Consider the following 24,422-nt stretch of genomic DNA (forward strand, 5'->3'; position numbering starts at 1 on the left):
GTTAAAATGGATACGGATGGAGGAACAGTTTCATTCATCCATGAAGCAAAACTTGTGAAAGATAAGGAATCTTGGAAAATAGATTGGACACCAGACTTCATTTTCCCAGGCATGAAAAAAGATTACAAAGTACGTATGCAAATAGAACAAGGAAAACGCGGAGAAATATATGATCGAAATGGAAAAGGGCTTGCAACGAATGGTAAAGCGACTGAGGTTGGAATTATTCCAGAGAAACTAGGTGAAACGGCAGCGCAAACAAAGGAAATAGTAGCACAATTACTTGATATGTCTACAGAAGAGGTCGATCAGAAGCTCGCAGCGAAATGGATAAAACCAGATTCCCTTGTACCAATTGGTATTTTAAAAGAGGGAACCAGACAGAATGATTATATTGAATTAGAAGGAGTTTCATCTCGCCCAGTAAATATTCGTACGTATCCATTAGGAGAAGCAGCGGCACACTTAACGGGATATATAGGAAAGGTAAATGCAGAGGAGTTAAAATCGCTTCAAAAAAAAGGTTATCAGGCAGATGATTTAGTGGGTAAGACAGGGTTAGAGAAAGTATTAGAGAATAAATTGCGTGGTGAAAAGGGTGGACGCGTATTTATGGAAGATGAGAACGGGAAAGAGATTAAAAACGTAGCAAAAAAAGAAGCAAAAGAAGGGGAAAATGTTACGTTAACAATTGATGCTGCAATTCAAGAAAAAATCTTTAATGAGATGAAAAATGAAGCAGGATCAAGTGCAGCGGTCAATCCTAAAACGGGTGAAACAATCGCACTTGTAAGTAGCCCTGCTTATAATCCAAATACAATAGTTAGAGGAGCATCAAAAGCCCAACGAGAAGTATGGAATAACGACTCGAAACTGCCAATGATGAATCGTTTCACACAAGCATTTGTACCAGGTTCCGTATTTAAAACGATTACAGGTGCAATTGGTTTGGAAACAAACACAATAAATCCTAAGGAAGAATTTAAAATTCAAGGATTAAAGTGGACAAAAGATTCATCGTGGGGAAATTATTATGTAACACGTGTGAAGGAAGCTAGTCCAGTTGATTTTGATAAGGCAATGAAGTACTCTGATAATATTTATTTTGCTCAACAAGCTTTGAAAATGGGGAAAGATCAGTATGTAAATGAATTTAAGAAATACGGATTTCATGAAAAATTACCAATCGAATACGAATTTCCTATTTCAATCATTGCAAAAGATGGGATAAAAAATGATATTCAACTAGCAGATACCGGATACGGACAAGGACAAGTATTAATGACACCACTTCATTTAGCATTAACATATGCGCCGATTGTGAATGAAGGGAATATTCCGTCGCCACATCTTTTAAAAGAAGCAAAAGTAGCGGGGAATTGGAAAGAAAATGTGGTTTCTAAAAAGAATCAAGAGATATTAAAGAGTGCATTAATAAAAGTCATTAATGACCCTGATGGCGCGGGGAGAATTGCTAAGGTTGATGGTGTAACTCTTGCTGGTAAAACCGGTACAGCAGAACTGAAGGAGTCGAAAGAAGCAGACGGAAAAGAACTTGGGTGGTTTGCAGCTTTTGATGCAAATGCGCCAGACATGATTGTTACCATGATGATTGAAGATGTAAAAGGAAGAGGGGGGAGTAATGTTCCCGGCGAAAAAGTAAAACATGTTTTTCAGAAATAACACTAAATTATAAAGTGAAATCTTTTACTAAATTTATTATATGAATGCTTAACTCAAAGGTATAAATTGGGCAAAACAAAGAATAATTAAGTTTCAAAAAAGCATTCTCCCTAATTGAGAATGCTTTTTCTATGTTATTGTGGCTCTAGAAAGTTGATATCGCATCATTTTCATTATATAAATCAAATTCTATGGTTTCAAAAGTGATTTTTGAAATAGTATTTGCAAGTACGGGCTGAATATGGAGTCTGTCATCGAAAAGAATGTAAAGCTGATTATTTAATGAAATGTATTGCACACCTTTACATTTTTCAGGAGAATTCTTCTATCAAAAAAAAGATAAACAATGGAACAAATGAAACTTGTATCATGTCTATATATTGAAACCATATTAAAAGTGAGGGCAGTTTTATGTTTATTCAAATAAGTTTGAGGTGTGGAAATGGAACAGAAGTTTATTGAAAAATGTAATCATGATGAGCTTGACTATATTATAAAAGACTATTGGCAAGATGTATGGAATTATTCATTTATTATTACGAAAGATCCACACTTATCAGATGACATCACACAAGATGTCTTTATAAAGGTTTTTAAACATTGGCATTCGTTTCGAAAGGAGTCATCTATTAAAACGTGGATATTAAAAATTACAAGAAATACGGCAATAAACTATTTGAAATCCTCTTATTTTAAAAGGATATCTTTAGTGGGATTTTTTAGTGACGATAAGCAATCTCCATCGGCAGAACAAGAGTTTTTTAAGCAAGAGGAACTAAATGAAGTGTGGGATGTTATATTAAAACTACCTAAAAAACACCGTGAAATACTAATATTGGACGCGAAATATGAATTATCTTATGAAGAAATGGCTGAAACATTAGGTGTATCAATTGGAACAGTCAAATCTAGATTAAGCCGAGCGAGAAGTAAGGTTTCAAAATTAATAGGGGAGGGTAGTAGTGATGAACAGTAAAAAAAATCCTGACTGGTATAGCAAATTACAAAATGGACCAATGGAGCATCGTAAAGATGAAGAAGAATTTATTTATAAAATAAAGCAATCTATATACCAAAGTAATGAGGTAGATTCGCCAAAACATACAAGACCATTTCGTAAAAAAGCATTGCCAATTGTAGTGGTTTTAGCTTGTACATTTTTCTTTTTCATTGTTCAACAACCTTGGCTGGATGATAATAAATCACCGGTACAAAGTAGTACTCAAATTAAGCCTAAAACAAAAGATGAATCTGCTCAAGATCCCTCACTAAAACAATTTATGAATGACTTATATCGAAGTACAAATTCTAAAAATGAAAATGATTTATATAAAGTATTAAATGATGAAGTTTTATTTAAAGGGGAAATTTATAAGAAGGATGAATTGAAGTTTGATGAGGATATTTTTCATGAGTTGCAAGTCGCTCTTACAATGGGCGGAGAATTTGCAAATGATACAAAGAAAGTATACAAAGTACCAAGCGGATTGACAGAAAGTAATCAATCCAAACAAGAACATTTTATATATGCAACTGTTACTGGAAATAAAACAAAAATTTTAGCTGAACCAAAACGAGAATCACAAGTTTTATATGAAGTATCTAATGAAATGGTAAAAGCTTGGATTCCAGAAAAAGCGCAGAATGATGGATATATAAAAATATCGACTATTAACGGTAATACTGGATATGTACAAAAAGAGTATGTTTTAACTGATATTAAGTATTCATTTATGTTTGAAAAGAATGATGCAGGTGAATGGAAAATAATAAATATAGATTCTATATGGTAAAAGAGGAAGGTTCACTTTAATGAACCTTCCTCTTTGTTTTTATTTTCTTTTTGAAGCGTATTCCAGGACTCTAAAATTTCTGATGTAACGAGAGCAGCGATGTTTTTTTCTGAATTACTACCAGGAATAACGACAGAAATAGCAATTTGTGGATCTTCGGTAGGAGCATATGCAATGAAAAGAGAATGATTTATCATTCTTTCTTGCTCATTCGGAAAACCTGTAATACCCGTTTTACCTGCCACATGAAAGGGCAAGTTTTTAATCTCCTCTATATTTTGACTCATTCCACCTTGCACGACGCTCCAAAATTTCATAGGATAACGATTTGAACTTTCTAAAATTGGCTTAAACTTTTTTGTTTCCTTACCGTCCTGACCAATAATAGCACTTACGATTTGAGGTTTATATTTATCACCTTTACTTGCCAAAGTTGCTGCATATTGAGCAAGTTGAAGAGGGGTATGCACTTCATTTCCTCCCCAAGAGGCATTTAATAAAGCGGAGATTCCATTTTCAAACTTATTAGATGGATGGAATTCATATTGTCCGTCTTCTTCAAAGGGTAAATCAATCCCGGTTTTAGAACGTAGGCCGAATTGCATTAAATAATCTGTCCATATATGTGCCACTTTTTCTATATTCCCATTATTTTGGTTGAATAAGGGCAGAGCTACTTTTGCTGTCATAAATGTGTTAGATGAATTAATGATAGCCTGCCTCGGTGTAATCTCACCTGTTGGCGTTCCAGGTGCATTCGTAATGTTATTTTGATTATCATACTGAAAACTACCCTTATCTAAATAAGTATCTTCAGGTTGAAAAAGCTTTTCGTTTAATCCAATTAAAATAGTAAGTGGCTTTATAGTAGAGGCCATATTTACATAAGATTCACCATACTTTAATTTTTGAATTGCTTTATTTTGCGAAAGTGATTTAATGTTTTCATTTTTAGATGATACATGTGTATGTAATATATTTGGATTAAAAACTGCCGAGTTGGCCATAGTTAAAATTGCGCCAGTTTTTACATCGGTTACTACAACATAACCAGCATTAGCATCAGGTATTTTCTTAATTTGAGATCTTAATGCTTCCTCTGTTTTTTGCTGCAATTTAGAGTCTAAAGCTAGCCGGACATCTTTTCCTTTTTGTACTTTTTGAATGTTCCATAAGAACTTTTTATTATTCATTTTAAAAATCAGAGTTTTTCCGGGTTTTCCTTTTAAATCATTTTCATATTGAAGCTCAATCCCACTTTTTCCAACAGGTCCATACTTAGAATTAAGGTCATTTTCTACATACCCAATTAGCTGTGAACCAATTTTGTGTTTAGGATAATATCGAATCAATTCATCTTTGATTATTACATTATTGGGTTTGTTCTTGTTTATGAATGTAAGTTCACTCTCATTTATGTCAGAGTAAAACGGTATATCATTCATAGTCTGCTTTTTACAAGATTGTTGTAATTGTAATTTTATGTCCTCTGCAGAAATGTCATGTTGAAACTCGTTTGAAAATTGATTGAAAAAAGCTAATGTGTTTGATGTATCTTGATTCGATAGCTTTTCATCATTAGAAGTGCAATATAGAGACCTAACTTTCTTATTTGTAGCTAGTATTACACCATTTTGATCAAAAATTTTTCCTCTTTCAGCTGAAGAAGTTGCGATAGTAATTGAAATGAAGTTGATTTTTAATAAAATTAGTAAAATCAAACCTACAATAGAAAGAACCGCAAGTAATCTCCATCTTTTTGTATGTAACATATAACCCTCCCTTATGTAGCCTATTTCATCTTATAGTTAATTATTTTTTTTGTAAATGTGGAACAACTTTATTACTTAGGTTGTCTATTAAGTATTACAGCATGAAGAAAGGAATAATTAGTATGAAAAGTTACTAGCAAGTCTATGTGTAAGTTTAATATGAGTCATTATACAGTTTAGCATTTCTAATGCAAGTGATAAAAGAATTAGAGAGAAAAACAGGAAAGGAGATTTATCAATTACGCGGCTAAACGAAAAGGAATGGACGCTTACAAGGATTTAGAAAAAAAGATAAGACACTATTTATAACTGAATGGTGGTTTCTAATATATAGGGAACGTATTTATTATATTTGTTTACTAAGTATTAGTGAGGAGTTCCGGAAGAATTATATGGAGGATTTATGAAAAAACAAAAAGAAAAGAAGCAGCAGACATATATATCTATTCGATTAAATATAATGTTCCTTTGCATATTTCTACTATTCTCAGCTATTATTATGCAGCTAGGAAAAGTACAAATCGTTGAGGGAGAGGCTTATAAGAACCAAGTGGAAAACAGTCAAAATGAAACAACTAGTATACCGGTTCCACGTGGACAAATTCTAGATCGAGAAGGGAAAACGGTCGTTAATAATAAATCTCTTCGCACAATTACGTATACAAGGGTGAAGGGGATTAAGAGTGAAGATATTTTAAAAACAGCAAAAGAATTGGCGAAAGTACTTGAAATGCCCGAACAAGATATAAATAAGTTAACCGATATCGATAAAAAAGATTTCTGGATGCAATTGAATACGAAACGTGCGGAATCAAAGATTACTAAAAAAGATATAGGAAAGTTTAAAGAAAAGGGAATAGAGGGAAAAGAACTAGACAAAAAAATTCAAGACTTAAGACGAAGTCGCGTTACAGAAGTAGAATTGGCAGAATTAACAGCACAAGATTTAAAGGTTTTAGCTATTAAAAGTAAAATGAGTTCAGGTTATCAACTAACACCACAAATTATTAAAAAAGATGTGACAGATCAAGAATATGCGCGCATAAGTGAAAACCTTGCGGAGTTTCCAGGAGTAGATGCAACAGTTGATTGGGAACGTAATTATGTAAATGGTAATTTATTTCGTTCAGTGTTAGGTAATATTACAAGCAGTGAAGAAGGATTACCGAAAGAAAACTTAGATTCTTATTTGGTACGTGGATATAACCGTAATGATCGTGTAGGGAAAAGTTATATTGAACAACGATATGAAGATGCATTACACGGTACGAAAGAAGAAGTGAAAAACGTTACTGACAAATCAGGAAACATTATAAATACAGAAATCATCTCTAAAGGAAAAAGTGGTAATAGTTTAACATTAACGATTGATATGGAATTACAAAAGAAAGTGGAGGAAAGTATAGAGAAAAATTTGAGAGCTTTTAAGAGTTCAGAGCCACTGTTGGACCGAGCGTTTGTCGTCATGACAAATCCAAATAACGGACAGATTTTATCTATGGCAGGCAAAAAGATTGTAGAAAAAGAAGGAAAAATAGAGATTGAGGATTTGGCATTAGGTAACATGACAACTTCTTATGAGCTAGGGTCAGCTGTAAAAGGCGCAACGTTATTAACTGGATATGAGACAGGGGCAATACAGCCAGGAGATCAATTTTATGATGCACCGATGAAATTTAAAGGTACACAAGCCAAGAAATCATGGAATGTATCCGGATTTGGTAATATTAATGATTTACGAGCTTTACAAGTATCTTCGAATGTATATATGTTCCAGACAGCTTTAAAAATTGCGGGAGTTAATTACGTACCGAATGGTTCATTAGATATTAAACAAGAAGCATTTGATAAGATGCGTTATTATTTTAAACAATTTGGTTTAGGGGTACCAACAGGTATTGATTTACCGAATGAAATAATTGGGCAAACTAGAAAAGTAGATAGTCAACCTGGGTTTTTACTAGATTTTTCTATCGGTCAGTATGATACTTATACGCCATTGCAATTGGCACAATATATTTCAACTATTGCTAACGGTGGATATAGAATGCAACCCCAAATTGTACAGGAAATAGGAGAACAATCAATAAAAGAAGAGGAAGTTGGCAAAGTTATACGCTCTATAGAGCCTGTCGTATTAAATCGAGTTGATATGAAGAAAGAACATATTGATCGGATAAAAGAAGGCTTTAGATGGGTATTCCAAGAAGGTGATGGAACTGGCGTGAAGTATTTCAAGAATGCTCCATACAAACCAGCAGGAAAGACAGGGACAGCTCAAACTGTATATGGTGGAGATGATCCAATTGGTAGAAATGCAAAAGGAGAACGTATGGAATGTTACAACTTAACATTAGTTGGATATGCTCCATATGATAATCCAGAAGTAGCATTTTCTGTAGTAGTCCCATGGCTTCATGATGATAAAAATGGAATTAATTCTATAATTGGAAAGGAAGTTTTAGATGCATACTTTGATTTAAAACAGCAACGTATGCATGGTGAAGCTGCTAGTACAGATAGTTCGAATCAAAATTAGTAAAATTTGTGCATTTTTCTCAGGGGAAGAGACCCTGTTTATATAAAAGCCTTTATAAGTTAAAGAAAAAGGAAGATTTGAAATAAGAGATAGCAGCTATCATAGTTGCTATCTCTTACCTTTGTTAATATCTTGTCTACTAGTTAAAAAGGTTTTAAATTTATGGAACAAACTTGTTTCTTAGATGGTCTATTATTTGTACGTATAAAAACAGGTGTTCAGATACAGTGTATTGAATTTACAACTTGTTTTTAGTATTGAAAATTTGAAAGGAATGATGATTTTGAAAAACAAAAGGATGCTAAAAATAGGTATATGCGTTGGTATATTAGGTTTAAGTCTTACAAGCCTAGAAGCTTTTACAGGAGGGGCATTGCAAGTTGAAGCGAAAGAAAAGACCGGACCAGTTAAACATAAAAATCATGCGACGTATAAAGAATTCTCTCAACTTGAGAAAAAATTTGATGCTCGATTAGGTGTGTATGCTATTGATACTGGTACAAATCGAACAATTGCATATCGACCTAATGAGAGGTTTGCCTTTGCATCAACCTATAAGGCCTTAGCGGCAGGGGTATTGCTACAGCAAAACTCAATTGATAAATTAAATGAAGTTATCACTTATACGAAAGACGACTTAGTTGAATATTCACCCATTACAGAGAAACATGTAGATACAGGCATGAAACTTGGGGAAATTGCAGAGGCGGCTGTTCGTTCCAGTGATAATACTGCCGGGAACATTTTATTTAATAAAATAGGCGGACCTAAAGGATATGAAAAAGCACTTAGACAGATGGGTGATCGGGTTACTATGGCTGATCGCTTTGAGCCAGAGTTAAACGAAGCTACTCCAGGAGACATTCGTGACACTAGTACAGCAAAAGCAATTGCTACGAATCTTAAAGCTTTTACGGTCGGAAATGCACTTCCAGCTCATAAACGTAACATTCTTACAGAGTGGATGAAAGGAAATGCTACAGGAGACAAACTTATTCGCGCAGGCGTACCAACTGACTGGGTAGTTGGAGATAAATCAGGAGCTGGAAGTTATGGGACACGCAATGATATTGCTGTCGTTTGGCCGCCAAATAGAGCACCCATTATCATCGCAATTTTATCCAGTAAAGATGAGAAAGAGGCTACCTATGATAATCAACTAATTGCAGAGGCAACTGAAGTGATAGTTAAGGCTCTTAGGTGATAATTTCTCAATTCTTTATTTAATGTAATTGAAAATAAGAACTTGGATAGCGATTCTTTTTAATGTGAAAAGAATCGCTTTTTTGTATTCCTATTAGAAGTATAAATGCAACAATTATTATTTTAGGGACAATTTATTCTATCAAGTGCAGGAGAAGAATGTTCTCCTATGATGTTCATAACAATTTAAATAATAACCCCAAGGCTCAATATAAGACTGTCTTAGGGTTGTTATTAGTTAAAACGCTTTTTTTAGCATGTAAATGAGAGTCCACTTCATCTAAAAGGAGTAAAGAATCAGGAGCTAAATATTAATATATTGGTTCAAAACCTAATTAACATTTAAACAATTTAAAATGAAAATTCGAATTTATTAACGCTGATAAACTGTCAAATAATCAAAGACCCTGTAAAATTTACAGGGCCGGAAACAGGGGGAAGGGAGCACATAGTTTATTAGCTACATAATAGTATAAGTTTTTTTGGGAATTACATATGAAATTTGACAACTTTAAGAACAAGATAGAAGGTTTTTAAGAGAACAAATATACTACTGAAATCCGATTAGATTTAAAAAGAAAAGACACCTTTTTGGTGTCTTTTCTTTTTTGTATACAGCTCACACGAGGAATTTATTCTGGATAAAAACTACGAATAACCAGAAAATATGCTTGAAATTCTTGTCTTCAGATTTGTAAAATCCAAAAAATAAAGAATTTGAGGAGGAATTCAAGACACCAATAGGACACGTATTGGTAAACAGGTTCAAAAATAGTATATGTGAAAAGAAAAAGTCTTATACAAAAAGTAGACAGAATCCTACCCTTTCTGCCTTTTCAAAAATCAATTTCTATTCTGTTTAAAATCAGTACAGCACGCTATTTCTATATAGTTTGAAATGAAATCAGAAAAAGTATACATGAAAATGGCAGACAACAATTTTGGTTGCCTGCCGGTGCCAATGAATTGAATGAGTTAGTCAATTACAATAAATTGCTTTCCCATTACCAGAAGAGTGAAGCCGCTAGTTCAAACGGCTTAGACATAGTTTGCCTAATAAATAAAAAATTATGAGTAAAAATTCTGTTTGCTCTATATGAAAAGATAAATAGATAATCAAACAAGGTTAATAAAGCATATCTTGAATAGAGAGTGTAGGAACGAAATAAAGAAAAGGATGTTTATTAAGGAAGGGACTGACTCAGGAGTGGGACTTTCGGACAGGATTTGGGGAGCGGTAGTTGCTTTTGGCATTGCGACTAATATCGTTGCTTGTATAATGGCAATATACATTCAAAAATATGGGCTAATGATAAACTGCCTTACAAATATTTTGTTTTTAATCGTGATAGCTATAACTTTTATTAAAATGAAAATTAATACTTGGATGGCTTTAGGATTTACGTTGGTTGTAATAGAAAAAGGAATTAAGGCAGGATATGAGTTCTACACACATGATTACTATGGTGTCAGTTGGAGTTTAGTGATAATTGTCTATTGCATATACGAAATGCAAAATTATTACATTGAAACAAATGAATAGCCGAAAAAAATAAGGTGTGGGGAAGCTGAATTCTTTTCAAAATATAAAATAAAGAGGGATAAAGACTTTCTTTTATGTATGCAAACAATATACGCCTATGTATTATAAAGATAAAACTAAAAACTCTATGAAGTAACGAAATCCAGCTCACAGTTAATGTAGTGAAGAGAGGAGAAGGTTATGGAGAAATATGATCAAGTTTTTGGGAAAACAGATCGTCTTATTTTGAGAAGGTTGAGTATTGATGACACTAAATACTTTCATTTTTATCGCTCTAATCCGGAAGTAGCTAAATTTCAGTCATGGGATAATTATCAATATCATGAAGCAGAAACTTTTGTAAATGAACAAATTAATAATAATCCTAATCAACCAGGTACTTGGTTCCAGTTCGCAATTGCTTTGGCTGAAAATAATAAAATGATTGGAGATTGTGCACTTCACACGCTTTTGAGTGAACCTCGTATCGTTGAAATTGGATTTACTCTTTCCCCAGAATATCAGGGAAATGGCTATGCAACTGAGGCTATTTATGCTTTATTGCATTATATATTTCATTCGTTAGGAAAGCATAAAGTGATTGCTTTCTCGGATGTCCGAAATAACAAGTCTATTTCTGTACTAGAACGTGTGGGTATGAGGCGAGAAGGTCATTTATTGCAAAATTATATGTTAAAAGGACAGTGGATTGATGAATATCAATATTCAATTTTGAAGTCTGAATGAAAGGGCTCTACATATTTACTAAATTCAGAAACGAAGTAAGATGGGAGTAAATTTAAATACTATAAAAAAGACACTACAAGAGTGTCTTTTTTTTGAAAATACTCTATAATTAACTTTGGGGAAGGTAATGTTAGAGTATTCGTTTAGCATTATCTTTGTAATAGATAAACCATGAAATTGAATGATTTTGTGGTTTATTTTTTTGTGTAATAGATGTTACAGTATTTGCAGTGATCTATTGATTTTTATAACCATTTGGAGATGTTGCATTAAAAATCTAACATCGAATAACGGTTCCGGAATATATCGTTGCGAAATGATCTCCCATATCCCAAACGGTAGTTGATTGTATATAGCCCTTAAAGCCTTCTGAAGAGTAATAAATTTCTTTTGGTATACTTTCTTTAGATTGGAAATGTGCTTTAGAGTACTTTACATAATGGTTTTTAATAACTTTTGATTCAGGAACAATAGTGTTTTTTTGTTCCAATGTTTGTCTAGCATTAGAAGATGGTATGAATTTTACAGTGTCTTGGTAATTATGATCTAAGGTGTCAGCTTGTACACTGTGTGAAGAAACAAAGACGCTTAAACTACTTCCTGCAATTAATGTTGCAAATGCTAACTTTGAGAATTTTGTTAATCTGCTCATTCTATAATCTCCTTTGCATTATTTTGTAAGGTATCTCCTTACACCTCACAGTCTATATCCACTACAAAAGGGTGTACATACATATTGATAGACAAAATTCTACAAAATACCACATGTTTTTTGGATTGTGTATAATAATCCAATGTTTAAGAATTTATCAGAAGTAAAAAGGTATGTCTTATATAAAAGAAAATGAATAATTTATGCAGAGTTTGTATATAAAATTATTGTTTAAATATTCTAAAATGAGTTGATAAAGATTCTTGGATGTTTTTTAGAAAACAAATGATTCCCTATGTGAAATTTGGAAGATTAATTCTCTTTTTAGGTTTTTTTCTTTAGAGAATTCACATGCGTGGATTATAATTAAGATTCAAATGTAAAATATCTAAAGAAATAAGTACAAGTATACATTTTGAAGATAAACATATTGTATATTATGAAAAACTTCTTTATTCATTTATTTTTCCTCATTTCTTAATAAAGATAGTGGTAAATTGAAATTAGATAGTAATTAAAAGAGATCAAAAATTTTATTTATAGATGGGATTAATCGTGCAGCAGCAGCTGGAATCATTAGTGGTAGAGGAGATAATATTTTTGCTCCAAATGACACAATTAAGCGTGACGAAGTGGTCATTATGATTGATCGATCGTTACAATATAAAAATATTATTGGAAAGCTAGTAGACTTGCCTTTTAGTGATCAGAACTTAGTGTATGATAAACAAGCTGTACAACGCGTTTATGGACTAGGGATTGTAAAAGGAAATGAAAAAAATGAATTTATAATTTATGCCCAAAGGTACAGCCGCTCGCGGAGAAGTCGCTACCTTTCTGAATAGAATGCTACATGTATTAAACAATAATACAATAGGTGTTGTTACCATAACTGGTTCTGGAGTAAATCCGCGCAAGGGACCTGGGACGACTTATGAAGTAATTCGTAAACTAAGTAAAAATGAATCATATTCTGTATACAAGGAACAAAATGGATGGTTAAGTATTGGTGATGAACAATGGGTATATTATGCCCCTAGTTATATCCTTTTTACTAAAAATAAATAGTTACTAAAAGACTCGTGTAAAACAGAAAGCATTCTTGTTAGCAAGAATACTTTCTACTTTTTTATAATTAAATTTCAAATATTGCGAGAGATTTATATAAGAAAATCTATATATCATTTTTATATTTATAAATCTTGTCTGAAATAAAATATATTAAAAAATTCTTATTTTTTTTGTAATTCTTGTTTTAAATCTTTCGAAATCTGTTGAACACTTTCTTTATCAGGTTGTGCATAGTATATACCATCTATATATTTATCATTACATTTAATCTGCCTTTTGTTAATGTTAGGTGAGTGGTCCATCATAGTTTTAGCAATAGAGAACATATCTGTTGTGGATAAATTGGTAGACATATGTGGACTAACTGTATCTAATATACTATTAAACTTGCTTAATGAGTTCATGGTTAATATTTTATTTCCAATCGCCTCTATAACTAATAACTGCCGTTGTCCACGCATAAAATCATTATCAATATGGCGTGTCCTAGTCAAGGCTAAGGCCTGTTCGCCATTTAGGTGCTGATATCCTTTTTCCAAATGAATAGCATCAGCTTGGTCTTGGCTGTCCTGTTCTGTAAATGTGACGGGAACATCTACATCAATTCCTCCAATCCTATCAATAAGACTTAAGAATGAATCAAAATTTAATTTAATATAATAATCAACGGGAATATCCAAAAACTTTTCAACGGTATCTATTGTACTATCTATACCACCAAATGCATGTGCATGTGCAATTTTATCTTCTTTTGCTTTTATTGGTATATAGACTCGAGTATCACGTGGAATACTTAACAAATTTATTGCTGCCGTTTCTTTATTAATCGTAGCAACCATTAATGCATCTGACCTTGCGTTTTTTCCATATTCTCCTTCTCTTGTTTCACTATTATCCTCTCCCATGATTAAGATGGAAATATTATCTTTTAAAGGGGATATTTTATGTTCTCTTTTCATAGATTTGCGTCCTCTTTCGAGTTCACGATATGTTTTATCACTAAAGTTATAAAATTGAGAGTATATATATGTTCCTCCCAATAGGGAAATAAAAAATAACGTACCCAAAATAACTTTTATTTTATTGTGATAGATCCAATTTTTTTTCATGAAGATTCACCCTTTCTTTTTGTACTATATTCACATTAAAAAGGCCTTTGCTCATATGAGTAAAGGCCTTTTTCGAGACAAACAAACCTTGCTAAGAAAAAGCTAAACAAGTCGTTTTATCATAAAAGTCCCCCTCATTGAGTTTTAGCACTGTACAGCATAGGTTTAAAACCAGCTACATTAAGAAGGGCCTTAATTCGACCGTTCCTGTTGACCCATTGGCGTCTCTCGACATTTTTGGGTAGCAGCGTTTCTCTATACAGGAGCCTCACCTAACAGAGACATATATTATTTGCAGAAATAAGCAAATTACATGTTGTGTGTTTATCTACTGTGAAAATAATGTGTTTAAAATTTATCCCTTTGTACAAGATACAGGTTATATTGAAAATGAGAGAGAATCAAGTTGAAATTTTTGTTATCTATCAGACGTCTTTGGTTTTAAATTTTTTATTTTTACATCAATCTTCAATAATAAAGCGTCAAGACACGTGTAATAATAAAAAATAAATTAATTTTATAGTTTATAATTTTGAAAATTTAGTGTATAAATTGTAAAATTCGTTGTATAAATATAAACTATTATACAGATGTTTATATCTATGATTTGGGAATGTTTTGATATCAAAAGGTGGAGAAATAAGTTTTATTATTACTTGACAAGTTCAAAAATAGTGGATATGCTTTAATACGAAACAAGCAAAAAATTTTAAATATTTATAACCTGTTAGGTGAGGCTCCTATACAAACACAGGCTATTGCCCAAAAATATCGAAAGATGCCAATGGGTAGAACAGGAATTGTCGGATTAAGGCTCTTCTTAAGATAGCTAAGTGATGAATGATTCATCCTTTACGTTGTATAGTGCCAAAACTCAACTAGGGGGAATGAGCTTTATTTAGCTATGTCTTTTTTAAAATCAGCCTCCTCTAGTTGAATCACTAGGGGAGGTTTTTTATATGCGAAATTTTATTTGTAATAAATCTCTTATAAAAGGGGGGAAAACTAATGATTGATGATATTGATCCCATATTTATTAAGAAATTTGTTTTCCCAAAAGTGGGAAAATGATAACAAGTACCACTGTCCTTAAGGAGGAATTACGATGAAAAAATGTTTACAACAATTATTAACGACAAAAGACATCCACTTAGTAGGAGAACTTATAAAAACTCAATCCTATGATATTGCAATGGAAATGAAAGATTTTCATCATAAAGATCAGATATCTTTAATGAAATGTTTTCCTGCTGAAAAAGGTGCGAAAATTCTTAGTTACCTTACTCCAGAGGAGCAATATAATATTTGCACCAACTTGCCTGTGGATAAAGGAGAAGGGCTATTAGCTAGGCAATCTATTGATGACCTTGTTGATGTAATTCTTTCAATTCATCCACTTCAGGCTGAAAAACTGATACAACTTTTGTCTGAAGAATCTCAACAAAGAATTAGAAGTCTGCTGGTTTTTCAATCTGGAACAGCGGGCAGTTTGATGACAATTGACTATATTGCTGCCAGGGAAAATTGGAAAGTGAAAGATACGCTGTCACATATTAGAAAAATTGGAGCAGGGGTAGAATCAATTTCGTATATTTATGTTCTTGATTCGCGTGGTCAGCTTAATGGAATTGTTTCTATTCGTGAATTATTGCTAGCTTCAGATGATAAGACTTTATCATCAATAATGGCATTGGATGTTATTTCAGTTTCAGTGGACCTAGACCAACAGGAAGCTGTACAAAAGCTAATGGATTATGATTTATCCGCTATACCTGTAACAACGATGGATAATCGGATGATAGGTATCATAACCTTCGATGATGCAATGGATGTTTTCGAAGAAGAAGCAACTGAAGATATTCAAAAATTAGGAGGGAGCACCCCATTAGATAAGCCATATTTCGAAACCTCTATTTGGCAAATATACCGTAAACGTATAGGTTGGTTATTACTTCTGTTTGTAGCAGAAGCATATACTGGTTCTGTACTTCGACATTATGAAGAAACTTTGACTCATGTAGTTGCATTGGCTTTCTTTATTCCATTGTTAATTGGAACTGGTGGAAATACAGGTACACAGGTCGTAACTACATTGGTTCGAGCTGTAGCTCTAAATGAGGTGAAATTTAAAGATATATTTCGTGTTATGAAAAAAGAAGCATTAGTAGGCATTTTACTAGGGCTTACATTAGCCGTGGCGGCATTAATTCGTGCGTACACTTTAGGCGTAGGTACAGAAGTCGCACAAGTTGTAGCTATTACTGGATTGTTCATTGTTATTTGGTCGTCTATTGTTTCATCTGTATTACCCTTGATTTTAAATAAGTTAAAGCTGGATCCAGCTGTTATCTCAGGTCCGTTCATTACGACATTAGTCGATGGAACGGGGTTAATTCTGTACTTTACCATTGCAAAAATGTTACTAGGCTTATAAGAAATTTATATTAAATTTTTTATACCTAAGTTCGTTCCTGCAAAGTTTGTAGACAAACTTGTTGGAAGTATAGAGAAAGAGAGAATAGAAATGAAAAAAGTATTCAAGTTACTGGATTATCCGTTGGTGTTTTCGCTTATCATTACAATTGTATTTGGAACTTTGATGATGTATAGTGCCAGCTCAATTGTTGCAGTTAAAAATTATGGCTATAGTAGTGATTTCTTTTTTCGCTCTCAATTAAATAAACTTTTTTTAGGAGTAATAGGATTAATAATTTGTATTGGACTACCTTTTCATATATGGAAAAAACGCATCGTTTCCGTGTGTATTGTAATGGTAAGTATTGTATTACTATTTTTAGTTTTATGGAAAGGAAAAGTTGTTAATAATGCACAATCTTGGATATTTGGAATACAGCCTGCAGAATTTATTAAACTGGGTGTGATTATTGTACTAGCAGGTTTTTTTTCAAAACGTCAAGAGGTGCAAAAATCATATTGGCAAGGCAGTGGTAAAGTTATTTTGTTTTTAATGTTTACGTTCTTTTTGATATACAAACAACCCAATTTAGGTTCTGCATTATTAATTTTAGGAATAGGGGCTAGTATGTTTATATGTTCTGGAATAAACATTACTATTTTAATGAAATGGATAACGGTTACTTCTATTGTTTGGGTACCGACTTTATACTTTATAGTTAAATATGGTTTATCTGATGTTCAAATGGCGCGTATTACAACGGTGTTTAATCCATTTCTTGATGCAAAAGGGGATGGTTACCAACTTGTAAATTCATTTATTGCCATAGGATCTGGTGGAGTTAGTGGACGTGGGTTTGGAAATAGTGTTCAAAAGGAAGGTTTTTTACCTGAGCCTCATACTGATTTTATTATGTCAATTGTATCTGAGGAGCTTGGAATTATAGGGGTACTAATCATTTTAACTGGTTTATTAACTATAGTAATTCGCTCTTTTAAGGTTGCTCAAGAGTGTAAAAGTCAATTTGGAAGTCTTATATCAATAGGAATCGGGAGTATGATAGGTCTTCAATCTATTGTTAATTTAGGAGGTGTTACGGGAATTTTCCCCCTTACAGGCACCCCCCTTCCATTTATTAGCTTTGGTGGAAGTTCTTTAATGGCTAATTTAATGGCAATGGGAATACTAATAAATATCTCAATTTTCAATAAAATAAACAGATAATATATTTGCTTATGGAGGAGAAATGTTAAATTTAATAAACAATCTTGATTATAATGGATTTCGGTATATAAATGAGCATGTGAAAGAAAATATATACATCGATTATTTAATGATTTTTTTTGCTGAATATGCTCAGTATATGTTCATATTATTATTTATGATTCTTTGGTTAAACAAAAAATATAAAAATAGAACCTGTGTAATTCAAGCTATTATAGCATGTTGTTTTGCTTTTGTATTTAATAGAATTATTGGATTGTTTTTTTATAGAGAACGACCATTTGTTTCTCATTTGAATATAAACCAACTTGTCGAGCATACCGCTAATGCCTCTTTTCCTAGTGATCATGCTACAAGTGCCTTCGCAATAGCTATAACTTTATGCTTATATGAAAAACGTTTAGGGAAAGTATTTTTATTGTTAGCTTTTTTAATTGCTTTTTCAAGGGTCTGGGTAGGAGTACATTATCCGCTAGATGTATTAATAGGAGCTGTTTTAGGACTTTTGTGGGCCTTCATAATCCATTATATAGTTAAAACTAACTTCAAAAATAATAAATAAAGCATCTACAATACTATACTAGCGATAGACCAAATTATATTCAAAAATTTTGCTGCTAATAATGAGGACACTTATAAATAAAAATTACTTTTTATGGTGAGAATAATACTATTTAAGTGCTATTGCACTTCTAAATCTGATTGAAAATTCAGGGTGATTATAAAAATGTGGTTTTAAAATTATATTTTAAAAAACAGAGGGATTTTATTTAATGGATAGGAGGTAAAGTTGTTGCGATCTAATAAAAAAAAATCTTTTTATAATCAGGAAGTACTAAGCAAAAATTATAAAATGCTAAGTGAAATTGCAAAAAGTGATGTTGAGTCGACGTTATCTTTTTTTAAAACAACATCTCATGGACTTTCTCAGGAAGAAGCTACTAAGCGACTTGAAGTATATGGGAAAAATAAAGTAGTTTATCAAAAAAGAATAAAATGGTATATAACATTATTTAATTCTTTTAGAAGTCCGTTTATTTCTCTTCTAATAATATTAGGGATGTTATCTTTTCTTACTAATGATATAAAGGGTACTATTATTGTAGGGATTATGGTGGCTATAAGTGCGTTAATTCGGTTCATACAAGAACTTCGTTCTCAGAAGTCTATAGAAAAATTAAAAAATCTTGTATATGAAAAGGTAACCGTTTTCAGGGGAGGAAATGGTTCATATAAGGAAAATAAGAGGGCAGTATTAGAAGAAAGTGGAAAGGTACAAGTTGCTCTTGAGAATCTTGTACCAGGGGATATTATAGAATTATCTGCCGGGAATATTATACCTGCAGATGTACGAATTATCTCATCGGAAAATTTACTTGTAAATCAATCATCACTAACAGGGGAAGCATTACCCATTGAAAAATCAAATCAGTATTTCTATATGTACAAAAAACGTAAAATTAGAAAAATCCAAAATTTAATTGAATTAGAAAATCTCTGTTTTATGGGAACTCATATCATAAGTGGTACCGCAAAAGCAATAGTTGTAGGTACTGGAACAGATACTTATTTTGGTTCAATAGCAAAGAATCAGTTCAAACTGAACAAGAAATCTGATTCCAGATTCGATAAAGGGGTAAGCAAAGTTAGCTGGCTATTAATTAAATTTATGATCATCATGACACCTATTGTCATGATGATACATGGAGTTATAAATGGGAACTGGTATGAGGCATTTTTATTCGCTATAGCTGTAGCGATTGGACTTACTCCAGAGATGCTTCCAATGATTGTAACCGCTAATTTAGCTAAAGGTTCTATTAATATGAGTAAAAAGAAGGTACTTGTAAAACAGCTATCTTCTATTCATAATCTTGGGGCTATGGATATTCTCTGTACCGATAAAACAGGCACGTTGACAGAAGATAAAATGGATCTGGTACGCCATACAGATACAAATGGAGAAAAGTCGGATGAAGTTTTGAAATTAGCGTATATAAATGGTTACTTTCATACAGCATATAAAAATGAAATTGATTTATCAGTTATACGTTATGTAAGAGATAGTAGTAAATATGATATATCTCAATACTCAAAAATAGATGAATGCCCATTTGATTTTGATCGAAGACGAGTTTCAGTTGTTTTAGAAAACAATGCTAACGAACGAATAATGCTATGTAAAGGTGCTGTTAAAGAAGTTGCATCAATTTGTAGTTATATAAAAGAAAAGAATAAGATAATTTCTATTACAGATGAAATCCAACGTAAAAATAAACACTTAATTGAACTCTGGCAGGAACAAGGGATGCGAGTGGTCGCAGTTGCATATAAGCAGCTAAAGAGTGATAAAGTGGATAGTTACTCTATTGATGATGAATCAGATATGATACTTGTTGGATATGTAGGTTTTTTAAATCCACCCAAACAATCGGCTATCGCTGCACTTCATACTCTACAAAAGAAAGGAGTACAAGTGAAAATTTTAACTGGTGATAATGAGTCCGTGACAAGAAATGTATGTAGGAAAATGGGCTTGTATATAGGAGAACCAGTACTGGGTTATGAAATTGATAGTCTTCCTGATAAGGCATTAGGAAAACTTGCAAGTAAAACAAGTGTGTTCGCAAAATTAAATCCTAGTCAAAAATTCCGTATTATTAAGGCACTTCAAATGAATGGTCATACAGTTGGGTTTATGGGAGATGGAATTAACGATGTGTTTGCTTTAAAACAGTCTGACGTTGGTGTATCTATCCATACAGCAGATGATATTGTTAAAGAGAGTTCAGATATTATACTTATAGAAAAGGACTTACATGTTTTAGAAGATGCTATAGTGGAAGGTCGGACAACGTTTGGAAATATACTGAAGTATATTAAGATGACATCAAGTTCAAATTTTGGAAATGTATTAAGTTTATTAATTGCTAGTGCATTTCTTCCTTTTCTTCCAATGCTACCAATTCAAATATTATGTCAAAACTTACTATATAATCTATCCCAACTTTCAATTCCATGGGATAAAGTAGACAATGAATTTTTAGTAAAACCAAGAAGTTGGGATACAAAAGATTTATTTCGTTTTATTATTTTTATTGGGCCGGTAAGTAGTGTTTTTGATATAATCATTTTTATCGTAATGTGGAATGTATTTGGTGCAAATATTCCTGAAATGCAATCCTTATTTCAAACAGGTTGGTTCGTAGTAGGGTTATTAACACAATTATTAATTGTGCATATGATTCGTACTCAACATATTCCTTTCCTACAAAGTACGGCTGCTAGGCCAGTTTTGATGCTTACAGGCTTAGTTATGATTATAGGGATTTTCCTTCCATTTACCAGTTTAAGTACTCAAATTGGCTTAACTCCACTTCCATTTTATTATTTTCTGTGGTTATTGGGAATTTTGACAATGTATGCTCTAGTTACTCAGATTATAAAGAGAATATACATCAGGAAGTTTAATCGATGGCTTTAAAACTAAAAAATTTGGTCAAAAAACAAGTTTTACTAAATACTACACATCCTTTATGGATAAGGAATTAATGGCTAATACAACGTGAAATTGGTTTGGCTGAAAATGAATCAAGTAAAAGTTATGTTTTAATAGTTATAATAAACGTAAGAGGGTACCTCGCGTCAGCCAATCGTAATAAAGGTGGTTCAAAAAGAAAATAACTTTTTTGTAAACTACCACTTAACAGCAGTAGTTACATATCAGACGGAAGGCTACCAACAGCTTGTCTTTTATTTATTCACTTTTTTATTTATGCATATAATTGTAATGAAAAAGTCTATACAAGTAATTGTTTCACAGGATATTTTCCACCATGCGGTACCCTTAAGCGTGGTAATCTGACCAACGTTATATAAAAAGATCCTAGTGGGTACTAGGATCTTTTTATATATTATAAGTTTACTTCATTTTATGATAACAACCATGTTTTACGACTTGTCTAGTTTCGTCTATAGCATGTGTTTCGGCAATCTCTGCAATATCAACTACAATCGTGTTTTGTAGGATATTCACTACATAACCTGTTAATTGTAAGGAGGAGTTATTACGATAGGGAAATTGTACGAAAGAACCAATTGTAACATTATTTTCTGTTTCCATATGATAGACCTCATTGATAATAGTTTTCTTCTTGTAAAGTTTCTTTCATCATATAATACATGAATGAATAAAAAATGCAAGAGTGAAAAATCAAGTATACATAGGGAGAAGCACCTTTGACTAAGGGGGGATAAATAGTTTTCACACGATGAAAACTAGGGTATTTGTAAAATTTACGTATTTTATCGAATAACGTTAAATAATCGTACAATATAAAGCTGAAATCAATAAAAAGAAATAATATTCATTAAGAGTAATAAACAAGTTAAATATTTAATGGAAATTTGATTATTGAAAAAGATAAAAGAATCCATCACATATAGATGGGAGTCTGGTACGCAATAAGAGGTATAACTGGAAGGTATAAGGGTAGTTTTTTCTGATTCTTTAATAATAGATTATTATTTTTTGTAACTTAGTATGGGTACAACATTATATCTGATAATAATTAATTATCAATACAGGAAAAACAAGAAATTTGAAATATATCAAAAGGGTTAAACAAGGAGGAAATAGAATCATTTGAAATAATCTAAAGAGTATAAGTAATAAAAGGCAATTGATGCCCGTATGGGATATATAAATAAAAAAAGATTTATTAAGGTCTCTCATTATACGATAAAATGATGCGGAAATTTGTTGATTTGGGCCTATATATCAAAGTACATAGAACTAAGACTAAGACATTCGTACGAACTCAAAAAACCGAAATTCCTTAACTTGGGAATTTCGGCTTTGATGTTTTATCTTGGAGTTGCTATTGGAATGAAATTTGGCACGTCTACTGCACCAGAATTATAAGTTCTCCGGTTCCTTAAATTAGAAACTTATACTGGATTACTGCAGTTAAATTGTTGTCATTTTAAAAGAACTGTTAGATAAAAAAGAAAAATCTATTGCTTTGTATTTAACTTAAAAATTTTTCTTTGAGTTAGCATCTTTTACATAATAATTATTGAGGAGGGAAAATTTTACTGAGAAATGCTATCAAATACAAGAATAGGCTAGTCTAATTTCTAATGGTCCCAGTATCTTTTATTTTGACGTGTGTCTTTACATTTATTTTAGCCTCTGCTAACGCTTGCAACCAATTTCCTTTTAGTTTTTTCCACTCTTTATATTGAAAAGCTCTAGCATATAGGGATAATCCGATTGGATCAATTTTATTCTGCTGTATTTCATCCAAAATATCTTGTAACTTCTTATTAATTTCTTTTTGAATAGCACTCTTTAAATTATTTATGTTTTTTTTTATTATCATAATGTCCCTTAATTAAATTCGCATTGGTTTTTTCTATTAAAGCTACATTTGCATTTATATCGAGATTAAATACAAACTTTCCGTTTTGAAAATTAACATCTACCTTCCTTGTCGCATTCTGTACCAAGATAGAAGTGTTTGGTTTTTTGTTGGATTTTTTAGGAGGAAGCACAAGGTGTAGTATCATCCGGCCTTTATTTTTGGGCTTATTTATAAGATTGAAGAATTTAACATCTTTTTTAGGGATACGAGTTATAAATTTTCCTTGTCGATCTAAAAGTGCAATTCCTACCGTGTCGATTTCATTCTTTGTTTTTTTAATAACTGGAACAGCTTGTGTCATTCCTTCTTCATTTTTTTCTCTCATTAATTGTTGAATCGTGGAAGAAACGGATTGATTATTTTGAATGGAGGATTCGATTACACTACTTATGTAAGATGGTAGTGATGGTTTATCGGGCTTATTAATTGTGAAAATTTCTTCTACAGGTCCATCAACAAGTACTACTTTAGCATTAATGGTAGCGTAAGGATCACGGTAAGAAGAATCAAGCTCCTGCATCCAATTTGCTTCTTGGGCCAATTTTTTCCCAATTAAAATGATTTCAGCTTTTGAGGCTGTCATATAGCCCGTTAACTTCGTATCTATTTTACTGAATCCATTATATACAGTGGATGCCCGCGCCCATTGCTCTATAGTACTTCTTTGCTGTTTATGATGAAAGAGTGGTATGCTTGTGCCCACTTTTATGTCTCCATTAGAAGTTCTATCCAAGGCGATTAACAGGATTAATGAAACCTGTTCAAGAGGGATTCTTTGACTACAACCGATTAAACATACACAACAAGTTACAATCCATATCCATTTTCGAATCAAAGTTGTTTCCTCCTAGTTAACCAAGTGAAAAGAATGCTGTAAGCGAAAAAAAAGATTGGTAATAGAATAAAGAAAATAATATTTAAGATATCCATAAGAGAATATATAAACAAATATTGATCCACGTCGGGGTTTAGAAAAATAAATAAGCCGACTATTAAAAACATAAAACTAACGAGCGCCCAATTGCGAGCATTTTTTTGAAATAAAATGGTCACAGATTCAAAACTGAAAAATAAATACGGATATATTGTAGTGGAAAATACAATCAAATAGTAAGCGATATATATAATTTCTAATCGTTCTATGAATGAAAAACGAACCCCTTTTAACAAATGAAATACTGGCCAAATTACGTCTTTTATCCCCTCCGGACTAAAGTATATATAAGAAAGAATAGTCACATATAGATAGAAAAACATGGTTCCAG

The 24,422-nt window shown here is 32.2% G+C and carries 16 protein-coding genes, 3 pseudogenes and 2 riboswitches; of the genes and pseudogenes, 12 read left to right on the forward strand and 7 right to left on the reverse strand.

Features of this window, described 5'->3' with window-relative positions:
* The 3 genes from ACFWDE_RS24385 to ACFWDE_RS24395 all read left to right on the forward strand — a co-directional run.
* Nucleotides 1-1,683: penicillin-binding transpeptidase domain-containing protein (locus ACFWDE_RS24385; protein WP_377895246.1), on the forward strand; the 1,683-nt coding region annotated here is incomplete at its 5' end.
* Nucleotides 1,684-2,125: 442 nt separating this feature from the next.
* The gene (locus ACFWDE_RS24390; RefSeq protein ID WP_377895247.1) at nucleotides 2,126-2,659 is read left to right on the forward strand and encodes an RNA polymerase sigma factor; all 534 of its coding nucleotides are present in this window, start codon (nucleotides 2,126-2,128) and stop codon (nucleotides 2,657-2,659) included.
* A complete protein-coding gene (locus ACFWDE_RS24395; RefSeq protein WP_377895249.1) occupies nucleotides 2,649-3,476 on the forward strand; it encodes an SH3 domain-containing protein in 828 nt (275 codons plus the stop codon). The genes ACFWDE_RS24390 and ACFWDE_RS24395 overlap by 11 nt, the downstream gene beginning before the upstream one ends.
* An 11-nt stretch (nucleotides 3,477-3,487) precedes the next feature.
* On the opposite strand, the gene ACFWDE_RS24400 is transcribed toward ACFWDE_RS24395, so the two are convergent.
* Nucleotides 3,488-5,248, reverse strand: a complete 1,761-nt coding sequence (locus ACFWDE_RS24400) for a peptidoglycan D,D-transpeptidase FtsI family protein (RefSeq protein ID WP_377895251.1) — start codon at nucleotides 5,246-5,248, stop codon at nucleotides 3,488-3,490.
* Nucleotides 5,249-5,651: 403 nt separating this feature from the next.
* Here ACFWDE_RS24400 and ACFWDE_RS24405 point away from each other — a divergent pair, with 403 nt between their 5' ends.
* Nucleotides 5,652-7,787 carry a peptidoglycan D,D-transpeptidase FtsI family protein gene (locus ACFWDE_RS24405; RefSeq protein ID WP_377895253.1) on the forward strand — a complete coding sequence of 712 codons (2,136 nt, stop codon included), beginning with the start codon at nucleotides 5,652-5,654 and terminating at the stop codon, nucleotides 7,785-7,787.
* Between the two features lie 277 nt (nucleotides 7,788-8,064).
* Nucleotides 8,065-8,991 (forward strand): class A beta-lactamase Bla1, encoded by a 927-nt coding sequence (bla, locus tag ACFWDE_RS24410; protein ID WP_377895268.1) that lies wholly within the window; start codon nucleotides 8,065-8,067, stop codon nucleotides 8,989-8,991.
* 19 nt (nucleotides 8,992-9,010) lie between these two features.
* Here the strand turns inward: bla and ACFWDE_RS24415 are convergent.
* Nucleotides 9,011-9,094: pseudogene (locus tag ACFWDE_RS24415) on the reverse strand (undecaprenyl-diphosphatase); the annotation flags it as partial.
* 1,103 nt (nucleotides 9,095-10,197) lie between these two features.
* On the opposite strand from ACFWDE_RS24415, the gene ACFWDE_RS24420 reads away from it, so the two are divergent.
* Both ACFWDE_RS24420 and ACFWDE_RS24425 read left to right on the forward strand, forming a co-directional pair.
* The gene (locus ACFWDE_RS24420; RefSeq protein WP_377895255.1) at nucleotides 10,198-10,533 is read left to right on the forward strand and encodes a hypothetical protein; all 336 of its coding nucleotides are present in this window, start codon (nucleotides 10,198-10,200) and stop codon (nucleotides 10,531-10,533) included.
* Nucleotides 10,534-10,713: 180 nt separating this feature from the next.
* Nucleotides 10,714-11,259, forward strand: a complete 546-nt coding sequence (locus ACFWDE_RS24425) for a GNAT family N-acetyltransferase (protein WP_377895257.1) — start codon at nucleotides 10,714-10,716, stop codon at nucleotides 11,257-11,259.
* A gap of 277 nt (nucleotides 11,260-11,536) precedes the next feature.
* Here ACFWDE_RS24425 and ACFWDE_RS24430 read toward each other — a convergent pair whose 3' ends face one another.
* Nucleotides 11,537-11,911, reverse strand: coding sequence for a hypothetical protein (locus ACFWDE_RS24430; RefSeq protein WP_002147867.1), 375 nt, complete (start codon nucleotides 11,909-11,911; stop codon nucleotides 11,537-11,539).
* 539 nt (nucleotides 11,912-12,450) lie between these two features.
* On the opposite strand from ACFWDE_RS24430, the pseudogene ACFWDE_RS24435 reads away from it, so the two are divergent.
* Nucleotides 12,451-12,979, forward strand: a pseudogene (locus ACFWDE_RS24435) (S-layer homology domain-containing protein); the annotation flags it as partial.
* Between the two features lie 164 nt (nucleotides 12,980-13,143).
* Here the strand turns inward: ACFWDE_RS24435 and ACFWDE_RS24440 are convergent.
* On the reverse strand, nucleotides 13,144-14,091 hold the full coding sequence (locus ACFWDE_RS24440) for an LCP family protein (RefSeq protein ID WP_377895259.1): 948 nt from the start codon (nucleotides 14,089-14,091) through the stop codon (nucleotides 13,144-13,146).
* A gap of 123 nt (nucleotides 14,092-14,214) precedes the next feature.
* Nucleotides 14,215-14,378: riboswitch (M-box (ykoK) riboswitch) on the reverse strand.
* Nucleotides 14,379-14,807: 429 nt separating this feature from the next.
* Nucleotides 14,808-14,984, forward strand: a riboswitch (M-box (ykoK) riboswitch).
* Between the two features lie 212 nt (nucleotides 14,985-15,196).
* Between ACFWDE_RS24440 and mgtE the strand changes: the two genes are divergently transcribed.
* The 4 genes from mgtE (at nucleotide 15,197) to mgtA (ending at nucleotide 21,215) form a co-directional block, all read left to right on the forward strand.
* The gene (gene mgtE / locus ACFWDE_RS24445; protein WP_377895261.1) at nucleotides 15,197-16,525 is read left to right on the forward strand and encodes a magnesium transporter; all 1,329 of its coding nucleotides are present in this window, start codon (nucleotides 15,197-15,199) and stop codon (nucleotides 16,523-16,525) included.
* Between the two features lie 90 nt (nucleotides 16,526-16,615).
* Nucleotides 16,616-17,731, forward strand: a complete 1,116-nt coding sequence (locus tag ACFWDE_RS24450) for an FtsW/RodA/SpoVE family cell cycle protein (RefSeq protein ID WP_002065490.1) — start codon at nucleotides 16,616-16,618, stop codon at nucleotides 17,729-17,731.
* 22 nt (nucleotides 17,732-17,753) lie between these two features.
* A complete protein-coding gene (locus ACFWDE_RS24455) occupies nucleotides 17,754-18,293 on the forward strand; it encodes an undecaprenyl-diphosphatase (protein ID WP_002147863.1) in 540 nt (179 codons plus the stop codon).
* Between the two features lie 228 nt (nucleotides 18,294-18,521).
* Nucleotides 18,522-21,215, forward strand: a complete 2,694-nt coding sequence (gene mgtA, locus ACFWDE_RS24460) for a magnesium-translocating P-type ATPase (protein WP_377895264.1) — start codon at nucleotides 18,522-18,524, stop codon at nucleotides 21,213-21,215.
* Nucleotides 21,216-21,653: 438 nt separating this feature from the next.
* Here mgtA and ACFWDE_RS24465 read toward each other — a convergent pair whose 3' ends face one another.
* The 3 genes and pseudogenes from ACFWDE_RS24465 to ACFWDE_RS24475 form a co-directional block, all read right to left on the reverse strand.
* The gene (locus tag ACFWDE_RS24465) at nucleotides 21,654-21,854 is read right to left on the reverse strand and encodes a DUF2187 domain-containing protein (protein ID WP_002065497.1); all 201 of its coding nucleotides are present in this window, start codon (nucleotides 21,852-21,854) and stop codon (nucleotides 21,654-21,656) included.
* A 1,009-nt stretch (nucleotides 21,855-22,863) separates the two neighbouring features.
* A pseudogene (locus ACFWDE_RS24470) lies at nucleotides 22,864-23,992 on the reverse strand (Ger(x)C family spore germination protein).
* Nucleotides 23,989-24,422: GerAB/ArcD/ProY family transporter (locus ACFWDE_RS24475; protein WP_377895266.1), on the reverse strand; the 434-nt coding region annotated here is incomplete at its 5' end. The pseudogene ACFWDE_RS24470 and the gene ACFWDE_RS24475, both read right to left, overlap by 4 nt.

It is taken from the genome of Bacillus sp. NPDC060175 (assembly GCF_042728695.1).
Taxonomy (GTDB): domain Bacteria; phylum Bacillota; class Bacilli; order Bacillales; family Bacillaceae_G; genus Bacillus_A.